At 50.6% G+C, this 16508-nt stretch carries 14 protein-coding genes; 13 read left to right on the top strand and 1 reads right to left on the bottom strand.

Features of this window, described 5'->3' with window-relative positions:
* The first annotated feature begins 30 nt into the window (after nt 1–30).
* From HMPREF0721_RS06425 to HMPREF0721_RS06395, 7 genes are all read left to right on the top strand, one after another.
* On the top strand, nt 31–5505 hold the full coding sequence (locus tag HMPREF0721_RS06425; protein ID WP_006598838.1) for a non-ribosomal peptide synthetase: 5475 nt from the start codon (nt 31–33) through the stop codon (nt 5503–5505).
* The gene (locus HMPREF0721_RS06420) at nt 5502–6317 is read left to right on the top strand and encodes a thioesterase II family protein (RefSeq protein WP_006598837.1); all 816 of its coding nucleotides are present in this window, start codon (nt 5502–5504) and stop codon (nt 6315–6317) included. The genes HMPREF0721_RS06425 and HMPREF0721_RS06420 overlap by 4 nt, the downstream gene beginning before the upstream one ends.
* Before the next feature lie 26 nt (nt 6318–6343).
* Nucleotides 6344–7588: a condensation domain-containing protein gene (locus tag HMPREF0721_RS06415; protein ID WP_006598836.1), complete on the top strand. Its 1245-nt coding sequence runs from the start codon at nt 6344–6346 to the stop codon at nt 7586–7588.
* 14 nt (nt 7589–7602) lie between these two features.
* Nucleotides 7603–7833 (top strand): acyl carrier protein, encoded by a 231-nt coding sequence (locus tag HMPREF0721_RS06410; protein ID WP_006598835.1) that lies wholly within the window; start codon nt 7603–7605, stop codon nt 7831–7833.
* The gene (locus HMPREF0721_RS06405; protein ID WP_006598834.1) at nt 7830–8597 is read left to right on the top strand and encodes a thioesterase II family protein; all 768 of its coding nucleotides are present in this window, start codon (nt 7830–7832) and stop codon (nt 8595–8597) included. Before HMPREF0721_RS06410 ends, HMPREF0721_RS06405 begins: the two co-directional genes overlap by 4 nt.
* A 101-nt stretch (nt 8598–8698) precedes the next feature.
* Nucleotides 8699–9250, top strand: a complete 552-nt coding sequence (locus HMPREF0721_RS06400) for a 4'-phosphopantetheinyl transferase family protein (protein ID WP_207635240.1) — start codon at nt 8699–8701, stop codon at nt 9248–9250.
* 646 nt (nt 9251–9896) lie between these two features.
* The gene (locus HMPREF0721_RS06395) at nt 9897–10439 is read left to right on the top strand and encodes an O-acetyl-ADP-ribose deacetylase (RefSeq protein ID WP_083798150.1); all 543 of its coding nucleotides are present in this window, start codon (nt 9897–9899) and stop codon (nt 10437–10439) included.
* Here the strand turns inward: HMPREF0721_RS06395 and HMPREF0721_RS06390 are convergent.
* Nucleotides 10436–10957 carry a flavodoxin family protein gene (locus HMPREF0721_RS06390; RefSeq protein WP_006598829.1) on the bottom strand — a complete coding sequence of 174 codons (522 nt, stop codon included), beginning with the start codon at nt 10955–10957 and terminating at the stop codon, nt 10436–10438. The two genes, HMPREF0721_RS06395 and HMPREF0721_RS06390, sit on opposite strands and share 4 nt — an antisense overlap.
* 79 nt (nt 10958–11036) lie before the next feature.
* On the opposite strand from HMPREF0721_RS06390, the gene HMPREF0721_RS06385 reads away from it, so the two are divergent.
* The 6 genes from HMPREF0721_RS06385 (at nt 11037) to HMPREF0721_RS06360 (ending at nt 16483) form a co-directional block, all read left to right on the top strand.
* Nucleotides 11037–11516, top strand: a complete 480-nt coding sequence (locus HMPREF0721_RS06385) for a GDSL-type esterase/lipase family protein (RefSeq protein ID WP_006598828.1) — start codon at nt 11037–11039, stop codon at nt 11514–11516.
* Nucleotides 11476–11709, top strand: a complete 234-nt coding sequence (locus tag HMPREF0721_RS06380) for an SGNH/GDSL hydrolase family protein (RefSeq protein WP_040639961.1) — start codon at nt 11476–11478, stop codon at nt 11707–11709. The genes HMPREF0721_RS06385 and HMPREF0721_RS06380 overlap by 41 nt, the downstream gene beginning before the upstream one ends.
* 166 nt (nt 11710–11875) lie before the next feature.
* Nucleotides 11876–12319, top strand: a complete 444-nt coding sequence (locus HMPREF0721_RS06375; RefSeq protein ID WP_006598826.1) for a PaaI family thioesterase — start codon at nt 11876–11878, stop codon at nt 12317–12319.
* A gap of 49 nt (nt 12320–12368) precedes the next feature.
* On the top strand, nt 12369–13952 hold the full coding sequence (locus HMPREF0721_RS06370; protein ID WP_050786972.1) for a ClC family H(+)/Cl(-) exchange transporter: 1584 nt from the start codon (nt 12369–12371) through the stop codon (nt 13950–13952).
* Between the two features lie 211 nt (nt 13953–14163).
* The gene (locus HMPREF0721_RS06365; RefSeq protein WP_006598824.1) at nt 14164–15018 is read left to right on the top strand and encodes an ADP-ribosylglycohydrolase family protein; all 855 of its coding nucleotides are present in this window, start codon (nt 14164–14166) and stop codon (nt 15016–15018) included.
* A 91-nt stretch (nt 15019–15109) separates the two neighbouring features.
* Entirely contained in the window at nt 15110–16483 is a 1374-nt protein-coding gene (locus HMPREF0721_RS06360; protein ID WP_006598823.1) for a cation:proton antiporter, read from the top strand.
* The last annotated feature ends 25 nt before the right edge of the window (nt 16484–16508 follow it).

The following is a 16508-nucleotide window of genomic DNA, read 5'->3' as shown; positions in this document are numbered from 1 at the left end:
GGCAATATCTGCGTGACGGTAGATCCTGTTATGAAAAAATTCACGGGTCTGGACAGCGCGGAAGCAGATGGAAATATTTGTTATAAGACCGGCGATGTGGGCTTTGTACTTGACGGCGACAGCGGAGCGCAGGAAATTTATATCTGCGGGAGAAGCAAGGATATTCTCAACATAAAAGGCGAGCTGTATTCGCCTTTTATGCTGGAGGAGATTGTGGAGAACGTTGATGACAGAATCATCAAAGCCGTTGCGCTGTCGGTTTTGGGAGAAAACACCGAAGAACTTGTGATCATTGCCGAATGCAGCGGAAAGGGCAGCCAGCGGCTGGCGGACAAAATCAATGAAGCCGTTATCAAGCGCCTGCCCATCGAAGTAAAAAAAGCGGTTTTTGTGAAAGAGGCATCATTGCCGAGAACACAAATGGGCAAGCTGATGCGTAAAGAGGTACGGAAAAAGATCGCATTGGGGGAATCTTTCGGCGAAACTTTCATACCGGTTTTTAAATTTCTTTCGGATAAAACCGATACCCGCGAGAGCATCGTTTCGTTTCTGAAAGCATTTGCGGGGAAGGATGACGTGTCTTTCGACGCCGAGCTCGGTACGCTCTGGCTCAACTCCCTGCAGGCACAGCTACTTGCCGCGAGGACCGGGCTAAAGATAACGGATATATTTTCTGCGAAGACCTTGGAAGAATTGATTGAAAAAGCCGGAGATACTGCAGGGGATGACGGGCATTCGGGGATTGAAAAGAAATTCCCGTTAAATGCGGTCCAGCGCGCCTATATTACAGGCCGCAGCGATGAAGTCGACTGGGGCGGCGTACCTTGTCAGTACTATACGGAAAGGGATGTGAAAGGTCTTGATGCACGCCGTTTTACCGCGGCTGTCAAGGCCCTGATGGAACGTCACCCGATGCTGAGAAGCGTTGTCAGAGACAATGCGTATATGGAGACGTTAGATGTGTTTTCCGTTCCTGTTTCTGCAGAACATTTTTGTGAAAACATAGCGGAGATCGCTGAACAAACGCGTGGTCGGATGACATCCACCGCATTGCCTCTTGACGCCCCTTTGTTTGAAATCGCGCTGCATGAATTGAAGAAAGATCTCTGGAGAATACAGCTGCGGATAGATATGATCTGCTGTGACGCCATGAGTATGCTTGTTTTCTGGAACGATCTGCGAAACATTTACAGCGGTGAAACCCTGCCGGAGATTGCATCGGTGGCGGCGTCTGATGATACCGCTCTTTTGGAGGACATTGAATACTGGGATAAGAAGGCAGCGGATTTTCCGCCTATGCCTCAGCTTCCTTACAATACTCTCTGTGAGAAAACCCTTTGCGGAAAGATCAGACGTTATCAGTATCTGATTGAAAAAGACCGGTTTAAAGCATTTGAAACACTGATGCGAAAACTGGGTCTGACGCCCTCTGCCGCGTTTATGGCGCTGTTTGTTGAGCTGCTTTCCGCTTACGGCGCCGGCCGTGAACCGGCACTGAATGTGACGGTTATGGGCAGGAAGATCGGCGACGCGGCAGGATCGTTCGATGCGGGAGAGTTTACCAGGCTATTGCTTTTTGCGGCGCATCGCCGTGACACCACGGTATTGGATAACGCGCTACGGATACAGGATGATCTTCGCAGAGATATGTCTCACCTTTCGGTGAAGGGGGCAGATGTCGCGAGAAAGATCGCTGAACATTCGGATCAGGATGTGGTATATCCGATTGTTTTTACAAGTCTTCTGGGACTTGAAAAGCTGACAGGTGAAAGAAGCATCTTCAGCAGCAGAGACTTTTCCGCGTCCAGTACGCCGCAGGTGCTTCTGGATCATCAGCTGCTCCCGTCGGAGGAGGGCGTCATACTGAATTGGGATATCGCTGAAGAAGCTTTTGAAGACGGGATTGCCCGGTCAATGTTCGAGGCGTATAAAAAGCTGATGACACGGGCCTTGGAAGAACCCTTCTGGCATAGTCGGATCACTGATATCCGAAGCGATGAGGACAAAGCTGTGCAGCACGCCGCAAACGACACGGCCGCTTCGATTCCGGAGCGGTCGCTGACCGAGGGATTCATCCGTTTTTCCGGTGACGGGGATCGTATTGCCGTGGTATATCGGGGAGCCGAGTATTCCTATGCGCAGCTTGAAAAGCATTCTGCGCGATACGGGGAGATGTTGATGCGCGCAGGCGTGGGGAAAAGGGACAGGGTGATGGTTCAGATGCCCAAGTCCTTTGAACTCATTGCGGCTATCCTGGCTATCGTCCGCATCGGCGGGGTTTATGTGCCTATGCCCTTCGATCAGCCGGAGAGCCGCCAACTGGAGATATTTGGAAAATGTTCGGCAAAAGGCATCATTGCTGACGGCAGTGTGGCCACACATAACTCTATTCCGCGTTTTTCTGCGGAAACCGTTCGTCAATTCGAGGGAAAGATTGTCGATGCTGAGATTTCGGGCGATGATCTTGCTTATATCATCTTCACCTCGGGTTCCGCAGGGGCACCGAAAGGAGTGGCGATCACGCATGCCGCGGCGATGAATACCATTGCGGCGGTCAACCGCTACCTTGATCTTGACGGGACGGATACCCTGATCGGGCTTTCGTCTGTCAGCTTCGATCTTTCTGTTTATGACGTGTTCGGCGCCCTATCCGCAGGGGCGTCTTTGGCGGTTCCCACCGAGGCCGAGTGCATCGATCCTGCGGCTTGGCTTGCGATGTGCAAAGCGCAGAAAGTCACCGTGTGGAATACGGTTCCCGCGCTTATGGATATTTTTCTTGATAATCTCAAGGCCGCAGATGGAAGCGGACTGAGAATCAGAGACGTGATTCTTTCTGGGGACTGGATTCCGATGGATCTTTTTGACAGGCTGCAAAAGTTTATCCCGTCTGCAAAGCTTACAAGCATGGGCGGCGCAACGGAAGCGTCCATTTGGTCAAATTACTTTCCCGTGGAGAAGGTTGAAGAAACATGGCGTTCGATACCCTATGGATATCCTCTGCCGAATCAGTTCTTCCACATTCTTGACGACTTTGGAAGATTCCTGCCCTGCGGCGTCAGGGGCAGGCTCAATATAGGCGGAAAGGGTCTCGCGCAGGGCTATTATAACGAGCCTGAACTGACGGCAGAGGTCTTCAGAGATATAGGGGGAGAAAGACTCTATGATACCGGTGACTATGGGCGGTATGACAAAAACGGCTGTGTGGTATTTCTGGGCAGAAAGGATGCCCAGATCAAGGTCAACGGATATCGGATTGAACTTGGAGAGATACAGAATGCGCTTGAAAAGCTCGGTCATCCGGAGAATGTCATCGTTGTTTCCGGCAATGCCGGAAGTCCCAAGCAAATGATTGCTTTTGTGCGCAGCTCGAAGGTTTTTTCTGAAGCCGAGTGCAAAAAAGCTCTGACAGAATTGCTTCCGCACTATTTTGTTCCTAAAAGAGTCGTGGCGGTGAAAGCATTCCCAATGACGGCCAACGGCAAGATAGACCGCAAGAAATTGTTGGCGGATCTAAAGGTCGGGCGCAGACATACGAAGCATGCAGGGGTTAGACTTAGCGAACAGGACAGAAAGGTACTATCCATAATCGGCAGTGAACTGAAAATGGCGGATCTATCCCCGGAGGATACGGTTTCCGAGCTTGGTCTGACTTCTCTCAGCCTGATTAAACTCGCCAATAGGCTTGAAAGCGAAATGGGTTGCCGCGCCAGGATCAACGATATCATCAGATATAAAAATGTCAGAGATTTTCTGGCGTTCTACGACAACGAGGAAAACAGTTGTGAAAAAGAAGCGCACGTTTCTTCTTCATCTTTGGATGATCCTTACGATGCGCATCCAGTTATGGAGGTCCTCAGGGACGAACTTGAATTACCGGATCTGTGTTCAAAGGATCTTCTGAAAGAGGTGGGGCTTTCGTCCATCGCCGTTATCAGAACTGCCAACCGGTTGGATCTGATCTATGGCTTCAGACCCTCTGTGCAGGAGATTTCCGGGGTTGAAACCGCCCGGCAGCTCATTGATTTCTATGGTGATGCACAGCCGATCACGGAAGAAACGGACTGCGATTCCGCTGTGAAGGAGCTTGTGAATCAATGTCGTTCGTTGAATATTACAATCTGGGCGGAAGACGGCAAGCTTAAATTCAAAGCACCTAAGGGGGCTCTTACTTCTGAGTTGAAAAAGCGATTGTCCGAATCGCGGGAGAAACTCATAAAGTACCTTGACAGTATGGATGGCATTGTGGTCAATGAACTCACAGCTTTGCAGACGGCTTATGTGGTGGGCCGGCAAAACCGTTATGCTCTCGGTGATATAACCGCCAATTACTATGTTGAATATCAAGTTGAGAATCTTGATGTCAGGGCTTTGGAAAGAGCATTGAATGAAGTCGTCAGGAAAAACGAAATACTGAGGACGGTGATCTATGCCAATGGGACGGCGAAGGCTCTGGCTGAAAATCCGGGATATCACATAGAGATGGTTCCCGATGACAGCAGCCGGGACCTCAGAGAAGAAATGGTATCCTATACGTTTGAACTGGGGCAATGGCCGATGTTTGATATCAAAGTCAAAATGCTTGATAAGGACAGGGGAATTGTTCATGTGGACATCGATTGCCTGATTCTGGACGGCTGGAGCATCAGGTCGTTTCTGTCGCAGCTGCTTTCCGCTTATATGGGCAAAGAGGCAGTGACCACCGATTATAGCTTCCGTCAGTATCTGGCGGATGAGCAGAAGTGGCTGAAAGAAAAGCAGTACTATAGCCTTGCGAGAAAGTACTGGGAGGAGCAGATCAACAAACTGCCTCCTGCACCGCATCTGCCAATGAAGACGCCGCTGACACAGATCAGAAAGCCTGAGTTTTCCAGAATGACCGATACTTTGGAGGATCAACTCAGTGCGAAGCTTTGGGAGAAGATCAGAAGGTATGATCTTACACCTTCTTTGGTGCTTTGCACAGCCTATATGATGAGTCTTTCTAAATGGAGCGAAAATCCCGATGTCACCCTTAATTTGACGATGTTTAACCGGCAGCCTGTACATTCCGATGTGCAGCAGGTGCTGGGTGATTTCACAAATATCGCCCTGATCGGTTATAAACATAAGGAATGCTCCTTCCTGGCCCATACTAAAAAGATCGGCCGTCAGCTGTGGAATGCCATTGAGTACCGAAGCTGCAACGTGATCAATATGCTGGGCATACTTGCCAAGAAATACGATGATGAGATTGCAGTCCCCTATGTTTTTACCAGTCTCATCGATGTTGATAATGATATGGGTCACGAGATGCTGTCCAGGGCAGGATTTACCGAGATCTTTGCACAGACAAGAACGCCGCAGGTGCTTCTTGATCACCAGCTTTATTACAGCGGAGGGAAGCTTGTTCTTGGCATGGATTATGTCAGGCAGGCTTTTGACGAGAAGATGCTGGAGCAGATGTTCAGTGATTACACTGAGCGGGTCAGAACCCTCGCGGTGACGGACGACTGGGAGAAATTATGATAGGCAGAGAAGAGTCGATATTCCTTGACAGGATAAAGGGCGACCGTCCCGTTATTTTTTGTTTTCACCATGCCGGCGAAAATGCCAGGGTGTTTAATCACTGGATCAATTCCAAAATGGTGGATGCCGTTCCCGTTGAACTTCCCGGACGTGGCATCAGACTGAAAGAACGGCTTTCGAGCGATATCAAGTCGATCTGTCGGGAGACCGCAGCGTGTATCTTTCACGAAATTGGGCAGGGTGAAAAATTTGTGGAGTTCTCACTTTTTGGCCATAGTCTCGGGGCAATTATCGCCTTTGGCGTGGCCTGCATCCTGAGAAAAAAATATAGGCTGCATCCCTGCTGTCTTCAGATATCGGGCAGACACGCGCCCCAGGACGAAGACCCTTCGCCGTACAGAACAAGCATGGGCATAGCCCCTCTGATTGAGGAGATAAAGAAACTTGGCCATACGCCGTCCGAACTTCTGGAGAATCGGGAATTTTTGGATTTTATCATTCCGACCATATTCAGTGATTACGCGCTCGGCGAAAGCTTTGTGTATGAGAACCAGATGCTGGATATACCGATCTATGCGTATTCGGGCAGTAAGGACAGGGATGCGGATGTTGACGTCATGCAGCATTGGGAGGAGGTGACTTCAAAGAAATTCAGAATAAGACAGTTTGACGGCGATCATTTTTATCTTTTTGATCAAAAAAACAATGTGGCCGATCAAGTGGTGAAGGACATGCTTTGCTGCTGCAAAGATCTAAAAATGCCGATTTCCCGCATGCCGGCCGAAATGGTGTGTGAAACGGGAACGATATAAATATACGATATAAGGAAGAGATTAAAATGTCAGAAACAAAAAAATATAAACTCATAACCGAACAGCAGCTTCTCCGCGGCATGATGGGGGGAAAGGACTCCTGCGCGAATTGCCTGGCCATGTTCAAGATACATGGGGAGATAGATGCTGCAAGGTTGGAAGCGGCCGTTCAAAAAACTATCGATAACAATCCCGCCCTTCGCCTGGTCTTTGAAACAGACGAAAGCGGTGACGTTTATCAGCATCTTGGCGACGGGTATAACTATGCCCTTGATCTTCGCGATGTAGCATCCGCCGAAGATCCGCAGAAAGAACTGGCGAAGCAGATGTTCACCGTGATCGACGACCACACGCATTTTGACGGCGGCTTTATGTTCAATTTTACCCTGTTCCGAATGGCGGCACAGGAATACCTTTTCGTCTCCTGTGTCAACCATATCATCAGCGACGGAACGTCCAACAGCATCATCGTTAAAAAGATCATAGCCAATTACAACGGTATCGATAATAAGAAAGAGAAACACACATATATCGATTATATCGAGGAGTCTCTCGCGCTTGCCGGGAGCGGAGCGCTTCAGGCCCAGAGAAGATACTGGGAAAAGGAATGCGAAGGTTACGAAGACAAGGTGGTTTTTCCAACGGGCGGGCGTAAGAAATACGCCGCAAAGATCCTCCAGAAAATAGAGACGGCATCTGTTCGCAAGATCGCTTCAAAGTTTTCCGTCAGTATGGCTTCGGTCAATCTTTTTCTTTGTCATCTGGCGTATTCCGCGGCCCTGAATCACCATGACATCGCTATCAATGTCGCGGAACAGAACCGTTTGAGAAAATACCGCCAAACGGTGGGGACGTTTGCCATAAGCCTTTTTCATCGCGTCAGGTTCACGGAAGATACGGGACTTTATCAGGCACTTGCAGATTCTTTTTCAAAACTCAGTGAAAATTTTGATCATTCCAGAGTCATCGCGCCAAGGAAGACGCCGTTCATTTTCTCCTACGAAAATTTTATCGGCAAGGGCAGCGAGGGAATGAAATTGGGCGAAGCGCCCATTGAAAGCTATATGGGCACTCTCGAAGCCAAAGTGTGGAATATTTTCAGTATGCTGATCTTTGAGGGACAGGATGAAATCATCTACAAAGTGGGCTACGACGAAGAAGTATTCGATGAGCAGATGATCCGCAGATTTAAGGCGTATTTTGCGCTTGGGATGGAAGTTTTGCTCGGCGAGGATATGACGTATGGGCAGCTGACGAAAAAAGTAAAATAAAAGGAAAAGTGAAAATGGAAGAACTGATGTCACAGCTTTGGATGGAGGAACTTGAACTTGATATAGTGCCGAAAGCGGATGATTCGTTTTTTGATCTCGGCGGAAATTCCATAACCGCAAAATATATTTGTCAGGATCTTGAAGAAGAGCTTGGCTTTACCATCAGTATCGCTGATTTTTATATCAGCGACAGATTCGCGGATATCGTTGCCGCGGCAGTAAAAAAACAGGAGGCGTCAAAGTGATCAAACGAAGCGTGGGCAAGTGGTTTTCGCACTATAAGCACAACGAAAACGCAAAGATCAATCTTTTCTGCTTTGTTTTCGCGGGAGGCAGCCCCACATTTTTTTCTTCGTGGAAAAATGTTTTTTCCGACGAGATCAATGTTTTGCCTGTCATTTATCCTTTCCGTGAAAAGAGAATGGGCGAGCCGATGCCCAAGACCGTTGATGAACTTGTCCGCACGTTTATAAACGAAAATAAGAAGATGCTCTCCGCAAAACCGTGGGGAGTATGGGGGCACTGTTCGGGTGCGCTCATTGGATTCGAGACGGCATACGCGCTGAAAGACAGCGGAAATCCCGCATCGTTTTTTATCGTCAGCGGTTGTGAATCGCCGGCATCGGCACTGGACAGATTGATGCTCTCCTCTGATTTTTCACAGATAACCGATGGGGATATCTTGAACGACCTGCTGCTTTTTGACCTTGTAGATGCGGATCTGGTGAAGGATGAAGATTTCAAGCGGTATTTCTTTCCCATATACAGAGCCGATTTGGAAATGTTCAGGAATTATATTTACGACAGCAATAAAAAAATGGAGATCCCTGCACTGGTGATGAACGGAACGGAAGATAAAATGGTGTCTGCAGAGCGCTCGAGGAAATGGCGGGAATATATAGGCAGCCGCATCGAATTTGCGGAATTCAGCGGCAAACACTATTTCATCAACGACCATGTCGAAGAAATCAGCCGCGCGATCTCGGCGTTTATTTTAAAGAACGCATGACGTCATTTGGCGAAAAAACGATACTCTTTTCAGTTTTTGACGCACAGGATATCACGGATAACGATCTGGCGTTCATGGGCTCAAAGATACCGAAATATCGCGTGGAAAAAGCGGAAAGATACCGCCGGCGTGCCGATCGGATAAACTGCGTCACGGCGTATTTCCTGGTGGGGTATGTTTTGAAAAAATATTTTTCGGCAACCCTTCCCGAAAGACCGGTCTTCAATAAATATGGAAAACCCGTGCTTGAAGATCCCGGGATTGATTTCAGCGTCTCGCATTGTCGCGATGCGGTTTGCGGCGGCGTGACAGCTTTTGGAAGTATTGGTGCGGATGCGGAAATGAAAGTTTTGCATTTTGAGGACCTGGCCGATCATGTCCTATCTAAAAACGAGAAAGCGTTATATCGCGTTCATCCAGACCCCGGCTCGTTTTTCACCGAGGCTTGGACAAAAAAAGAAGCTTATCTGAAAATGCTCGGAACAGGCATCAGAGACGATCTGTTCCTGATCGATACGACGGCATTTGATGCTGAAGGCGCTGAGCTTTATGTCACAACACGATGGTATAAAAATGTCTGCATCAGTACTTGTGCATCTAAAAAAGTTATCATGAAAGCAATAAGCGTTGCAGAACTTATCAATTCGTTCTGATACAAAACCGAGAGATGCCAAAAGGCAGAAAGGATGCTCTCAGAGGACAGAAAGCATAAAAATGGGAATCGCATCGTTCGGAATGCCCACAGAAAAAGCAATACCGAAAAATGTGGATGTTCTTTGCCATATCGTGTGTATTTGAAAGGAGCCGATTCTTTGCACCGGCTCCTTTTATGGTTAGTTATGTTGACTTCAAAAAATCTTTCTTGGTTATTGCGTAAATGCTTTTCGTCTGACACCGCGCTTTTGCCCCGCCGGTGGGCAATGTTATGGAACTGCAAATATTGCATCCAAACATAGGCACATGATTTTTTATCGAGAGGAAAAACGAACCATTGGCAAGATGTCGAGAAAACGATGCGAATGAAAGGGTGTTAAAATCCATGGGGATTTGAAAAGGAAAAGCGGTACGATGAAGGATGGAACGTTGGGCGAATTGTGTTTACGCCCTTGACGTGTTGGCTAAGGGCAGAGGGTTTTGTCTGTCAGATGATAACCATGCGTTTGACGCGCGGCTGGGTTTTATGCTTGAATTCGTTCTCATAATGGCAAAAAATTGACAGGTGCCGTCAGTGATTTCGTGCTATACTAAAGAAAAGCCGTTATGAATTTTTGAGAAAGTTTGAGGAAGAAGGAAAAGCAAATGGCCAATCACGATAAGGGGCAGCCCCGGGGGCGGGCCATGCTCCGGCGGGGAGATATTACAGCATTGAGGATTGCCTGCATTGTCAATGCGGCGAATACCACCCTTCTGGGCGGCGGTGGCGTGGACGGCGCCATTCATCGGGCGGCCGGGCCCCAACTCAAAGCCGCCTGTGCGAAAATCGGCGGCTGTGCCACCGGGCAGGCCGTGATCACTCGGGGATACCGTCTTGGCGCAGATTATGTGATTCACACCGTGGGTCCGATTTACAGCAATGACGAGCGGGATGCACCGCTGCTCGCCGCGTGTTATAAGAACAGCCTTGATTTGGCGGCGGCCAATGACATTGAAGAAATCGCATTTCCGGCGATTTCCTGCGGCGCTTACGGTTATCCGGTTGAAAAGGCGGTGCCCATCGCCGTGGAAACGGTGCGCGCCTGGTTTCGGGCGCATCCGGCGGTGCCGATGCGGGTGTTTTTCGTCGCGATGACCGCGGCGATTGACGAGGCGTACCGGAAGTATCTTGACGCGCATCCCTTTTAAAGATCGAGACGTCTGAGTGCGTTTCGGACAAAAGCAACGGCATGGGTCAAATCAGCCGCGTCCGGATGACTGCGGGACGACAGATGTCTTGCGTAGCCGGCGTCGTCGAGATAAAGCCGGTGATCCTTCGGCAAGGCGCGGCGGTATTCGGTGCGGGCTTCGGGAATTTTGCCCCGGCATAAAAAGATGCCCTGACACCGGTTGTTGGCATCGACGGCCTGACGCACGTTCTCGCGGACACGCTCGCCGTAGGCACTATTAGGATGACCGCCCATGGTGCCGATGGCCAAAAACGGCTGGCGGCGATATAAATGCAGAACCTTTTGGCTGTTGGGATCCAGTGTGGCGCGCCGGCACCAAAAGCAAAGCAGGCAGAGGTCGGCTTTAGGATAAGCGGCCGGCGAGCGGCTGTCGCAGACGATGACCTCGTATGCCGGAAACAAGTCTTTCCGGATGGCGTCGGCGACTTGCCGGGTGTTGCCGGTGACCGAAGAGATATAAAGTGCGATGACAGACATGGGCTTCCTTTCCGAGTTGATGGCTGAATACAATTTCGTGGGGCGGCATCAAACAGTAAAACGATCATGAGGAGCGAAAATGACAGAGAAGACGATCAAACGCATTGTGTGCTACGGGGATTCGAACACCTTTGGCTTTGATCCCCGGGACGGCGGACGTTACGATCGCGGGCACCGTTGGCCTGAGGTGATGCAGGATCTTCTGGGCGATGGCTTTGAGGTGATTAACGCCGGTTTTAACGGGCGAACCATTGCCACGGTGATTTATCCGAATTATTATGGCAGCGGCAAAGATTTTTTTACCACCAGCATGACGGGCCGCGCGCCGGTGGACCTGCTGATTTTAATGCTTGGCAGCAACGACTGCATCCGCTCGGACAGTCCGGAACAAATCGCCGCGCATATGGAGACGCTGATTCAAAAGGCGCTGACCGGCCCGTGGTGGCGGAAGGGGCCGCAGATTTTGCTGGCGGCGCCGGTCGAAGTGGCCGGCGGCCGGACCCCGGCGGAGCCTTTTTTTGCAGGCGTATTCCGACACGGTGACCGAAGCCACGCTTAACGATTATTATTGCAAGAGCCGGGCGCTGATTCCGATGTATCGCGCGCTGGCGAAAAAATACGGATCGGCGTTCATCGAGGCGGGGCTTTATGCACACGCCGGCCGCGTCGACCATGTGCACTTAACGCCGGAAAGTCACGTGTGCCTTGGGCAGGCGATGGCGAAAAAGGTTGAGGTCATTTTTAATACATAAACCAAAGCGGCGATGTGCTGCAGAGTCACCACCTGATGCCATGATTATAGCATGTTTGCCTCAGGTGGATTTTTATTTTTTGTTCGCGGTGCGGCGGTTGACCGTGATGGTGTCGTTAGGGTATGATAATAAAATATAAAACGAAAATTAAGAGTCGGAGAAAAAAGTGGATCGGCATCAACAAGAAATGGAAAAGATCCTGATGATCCGCGGAAGAGAGAATACTTTCGCGAATGAACTGGGTATCAAAACCGTCTCCCTGACCGAGGGCAAGGCGCGGGCGGAATTAGCCATTACGGATAAAATTAAAAACCTCAACGGATCGGTGCACGGCGGATGCATTTATACCCTGGCCGATAATGTCGGCGGAACGGTATCCTCGGCTGACGGTTATCGCGTGGTGACGCTTTCGGGCAGCTTGGATTTTCTGCGCCCGGCCATGAACTGCGAGAAACTGATTGGCACGGCGGAGCTCGTCAAGAGCGGGAAGAAAATCATCGTGGTTGAGGTGAGAATCAGCGATGAGCACGATCGCTTGATCGCGATGGGCGTTTTCGATTATTCGAAAATGCGGCGGCGCTACGACGATGAAAGGCACGCGAAAAAATGAATCGGCATCCCTGAAAACGGGTGCCGGCTTGTGCAAAAGGAGGCGCATCATGCAGAGACAATCACAGAAAACCCTGCATCATATGGTGGAAGATCACCGTATTTTTTCCGCGCGCCTGGCCGGAGAGGGCGCGCTGGTGGGCGTGGTGGCCGGCTTGGTAGCGGTGGCCTACCGCCGGGCCATGGATTGGTCTTTGTCCTTTCATATGGCCATGCTGCGCCATATGCACAGCTGGTGGACAGTGGCCGTCTTTTCTTTATTGCTCGCAGGGATGGCAATGGTGGTGGCCAGGCTGATACGCTGGGAGCCCTGGATTCGCGGCTCCGGAATTTCGGAAGTCAGCGGTGAGCTGCGGGGCTATTTGGATATGTGCTGGTGGCGGGTGCTCGTCGCGAAATTGGCGGGCAGTCTGCTGGGGATCGTCGGAGGGTTATCCCTGGGGCGCGAAGGGCCGTCGGTGCAGCTGGGTGCCATGGCGGGCAAGGGATTTTCCCGGACGTTTCGCCGGGATGAACTTGAAGAGCGCTATCTGGTAACCTGTGGTGCGGGCGCGGGCTTATCGGCGGCATTTAACTGCCCGCTGTCCGGGGTGATGTTTGCTCTTGAAACATTTTATAAAGATTATTCGCTGAACATGCTGTTTTCGGTGATGACGGCGGCCGTCGTCGCCGACTTTGTCTCAAAGGTTTTCTTCGGGATGAATCCGGTGTTTCGCATCCCGGTTCAGGGGACGTTAGGGCTGTCTGAAGTGTGGCTGGTTTTGCTGCTGGGGATTTTTTGCGGGCTGACAGGGGCGCTTTTCCATCAATGTTTAAAGGGGAGCGGCCGTTTTTACAGTCATTTGCGCCGGCTGCCGCGGGAATACCATCCGGTGATCCCTTTTTTATTGGCCGGCATGATCGGTTTTGTTTTGCCCGAGGTGCTTGGCGATGGCCATGTCATGCTTGAAGATCTTGGTGCCGGTGTCTTTGGCTTTCGGATGATCGTGATGCTCTTTACTGTTAAATTTTTATTTTCCATGCTTTGTTTTTCCTCGGGGGCGCCGGGCGGTTCCCTGGCGCCGATGATGGTGCTCGGCGGCTTTGTCGGCGGCATCTACGGACATTTGGCGGTTATGCATTTCAGCGTGGCCCCCCGATTGATTAACAACTTTGTGATTCTGGCAATGGCCGGCTACTTTGCGGCGATTGTGCGGGCGCCCTTGACCGCGGTGGTTTTGGCCAGCGAGCTGACGGGCAGCCTCAATCATTTGATTTATGTCGGAGCGGTGGTGATCATTTCGGAACTGACGGCAGCGCTCATCAAAACTGAGCCGCTGTTTGAAGCGGGACTGGGCCGGCTCATCGCGGAGCAGCGGTCAGAAGAGCACCGCACATCAGAAGGGCAGAGCAAGGTATTGGTGATGGCCAGTATCAGTTTGGGATCGGTGCTCGATCAGGCGGCCATTGCTTCGGTGGCTTGGCCGCCCGGCAGTCTTGTGGTCAGCGTTCAGCGGGGCAACCGGGAGCTGACGCCCAATGGCGATACCGTGCTGGTTGCGGGGGATCGTCTGGTTCTAATCTGCGATCAGGATCAGCGGATCCCGGCGGCGGAAGCCCTCAAGGCGATGACCGACGGGCCGGCGGGGATTTAATTTGAATGGGCGGCGATGGCCGCCTTTTTAATTGCGCTTGTTTTTCACAGAGCTATAGATTTTAATGACCATCATGAATAAAAATGACAAAAAAGATTAACAAAAGGACAAAAAAATGCTATATTAATAATTAAGAGAAGGGGCATTAAGCAAGATCTTGTGGTTGTTTGTGAGAAACGAAACAAAAGCAAAACGCTGAACAGGGGGAAAAATGTTAGGCGCAATTATTGGTGATATTGCTGGCTCTGTGTATGAATTTGATCGCAATTTTATCCGACAGGTGCGAAACGACAGCGCTGTGGATTTTCCGATCTTTGGAACGGGATCTCGTTTTACGGATGATTCGGTGATGACTTTGGCTGTGGCTCAGGGGTTGATGCGCGGTTATGGCAATCCGGATGCCAGTGAGCGGGAAATTATTTTGGCGATGCAGCATCTGGGGCGCCGCTATCCGAATGTGGGTTATGGCGGGCGCTTTATCCGTTGGATTTTCGCCGATGACCCCAAACCCTACGGGAGTTATGGGAACGGATCAGCCATGCGGGTGTCCGGTGCGGCCTGGCTTTACGATTCATTGGCACTGGTGGAAAAATACGCGGCCATTTCAGCGAAGGTCAGCCATGACCATCCCGAGGGGATCAAAGGGGCACAGGCCACGGCGACAGCGATTTTTCTGGCGCGCCAGCAGGAGGCGAAGGCCAAAATACGACAATATATTGAAGCTCACTATGGTTATGCGCTGGGGAGAGACGACGCGACCATCCGCCAGAGCAATCGCGGGCATGTATCCTGTCAGGCGACCGTGCCCGAGGCCATCGATTGTTTTTTGATGGCGGATGATTTTGAATCGACCATTCGGCTGGCGGTTTCGCTGGGCGGGGACACGGATACGCTGGCGGCTATTGCCGGCAGCATCGCCGAAGCCTATTACCCGATGCCGGAGGCCATTAAACGGCAGGCGCTTTCCGCACTGGACGGCAATCTGAAAGAAATTCTCCGGGCGTGTGATGTTTTCGTGGCTGATCACCCACCTGTTGGTGGACAGAAGGGCAGAAACATGCGATAAATTTTTAACGGCGCTTGAAAAAAATAACGGCAGTCGTATAATGATATATAGTGGAACTGTTTGAAACAGACAAAAAGTAGGAAGGCTCAATATGGAAAGCTATAAATTTCTATTGGATTTAGCACTGATATTATTATCGACAAAATTATTGGGATTGCTTACCCGGCGCATCCAAATGCCGCAGGTAGTGGGTGCGCTTTTGGCGGGGCTCATTCTGGGGCCGGCAATGCTCAATGTGATCTCTCAGACGAATTTTATCAAGGATTCGGCAGAGATCGGCGTGATTGTGCTGATGTTCACCGCGGGCATGGAGACGGATGTCAATGAGCTTAAAAAAAGCGGAAAGGCGTCGTTTGTAATCGCCTTAATCGGGGTGATCGTGCCTTTGATCGGCGGTTATCTGGTGGCGGCTTATTTCAATCGCGGAATGGCATCCGGGCTGCACGCGAGTCTTTTCCTGCAGAATATTTTCATCGGCGTGATTTTAACGGCAACCTCAGTGAGCATCACCGTTGAAACCCTAAAGGAAATCGGCAAACTCAAAACCCATTCGGGCAATGCGATTTTGGGGGCGGCCATCATCGACGATATTTTGGGAATTATCGCCCTGACCATCGTTACCAGCATGGCCGATTCCTCAGTTTCGTTGGGTATTGTCATGCTCAAAATTGTCGGATTCTTTATCTTTGCCGGCGTGGTGGGTTTTTTGTTCCTGAAATTTTATCGTTGGTGGACAGGCCATTCAGAAAAGGGATTGCGCCGGCACAGTATTATCGCTTTCGTCTTTTGTCTGTTGCTCTCTTTTTGTGCGGAGCAGTTTTTCGGCGTGGCGGATATTACCGGCGCGTTTGTCGCGGGGCTTGTGCTCTCGATGACTGAAAAGCGAGCCTACCTTGCGTCGCGTTTTGACACCCTGTCGAATCTGTATTTGTCACCGATTTTCTTTGCCAGCATCGGCCTTTCGGTAGTGCTTCCCGGGATGGACAGCCGGATTATTTGGTTTTCGGTGATATTGGTGCTCGTTGCCATCGTAACGAAGATTGTCGGCTGTGGGATGGGCGCTTTGGTCTGCGGCTATCGCAAATATCAGAGCCTGCGCATCGGCGTTGGGATGATTTCCCGCGGCGAGGTGGCTTTGATTGTGGCCAGCAAGGGTCAGGCGCTCGGGTTCATCAGCTCGCATTTTATCGGGCCGGTGGTGCTCGTCGTGATCATTACGACCATCGTGACGCCGATTATGCTCAAGACCGTGTTTATGCGCACGATGAAATACACGCCGCAGATGGTGCGCGCCCGGGCAGTGGCTGCAGAAGCGGCGGTGGATCCCAGTGTGGTGGATCCCGACGCGGTCGACAGGGAAAATGTCTTTGCGAAAACCTACGAAAAAGTGGGAGAGCTGGAAGATAACGGCATGTTCAGGGACGAACATCACGTGTCGCCGCATTCAAAGAAAAAATCAACATGAGATTGTCAGAAGATATGCTCCCCCC

This window comes from Pseudoramibacter alactolyticus ATCC 23263 (assembly GCF_000185505.1).
Lineage (GTDB): Bacteria > Bacillota > Clostridia > Eubacteriales > Eubacteriaceae > Pseudoramibacter > Pseudoramibacter alactolyticus.
This window is presented reverse-complemented; position numbering and strand designations above follow the sequence as displayed.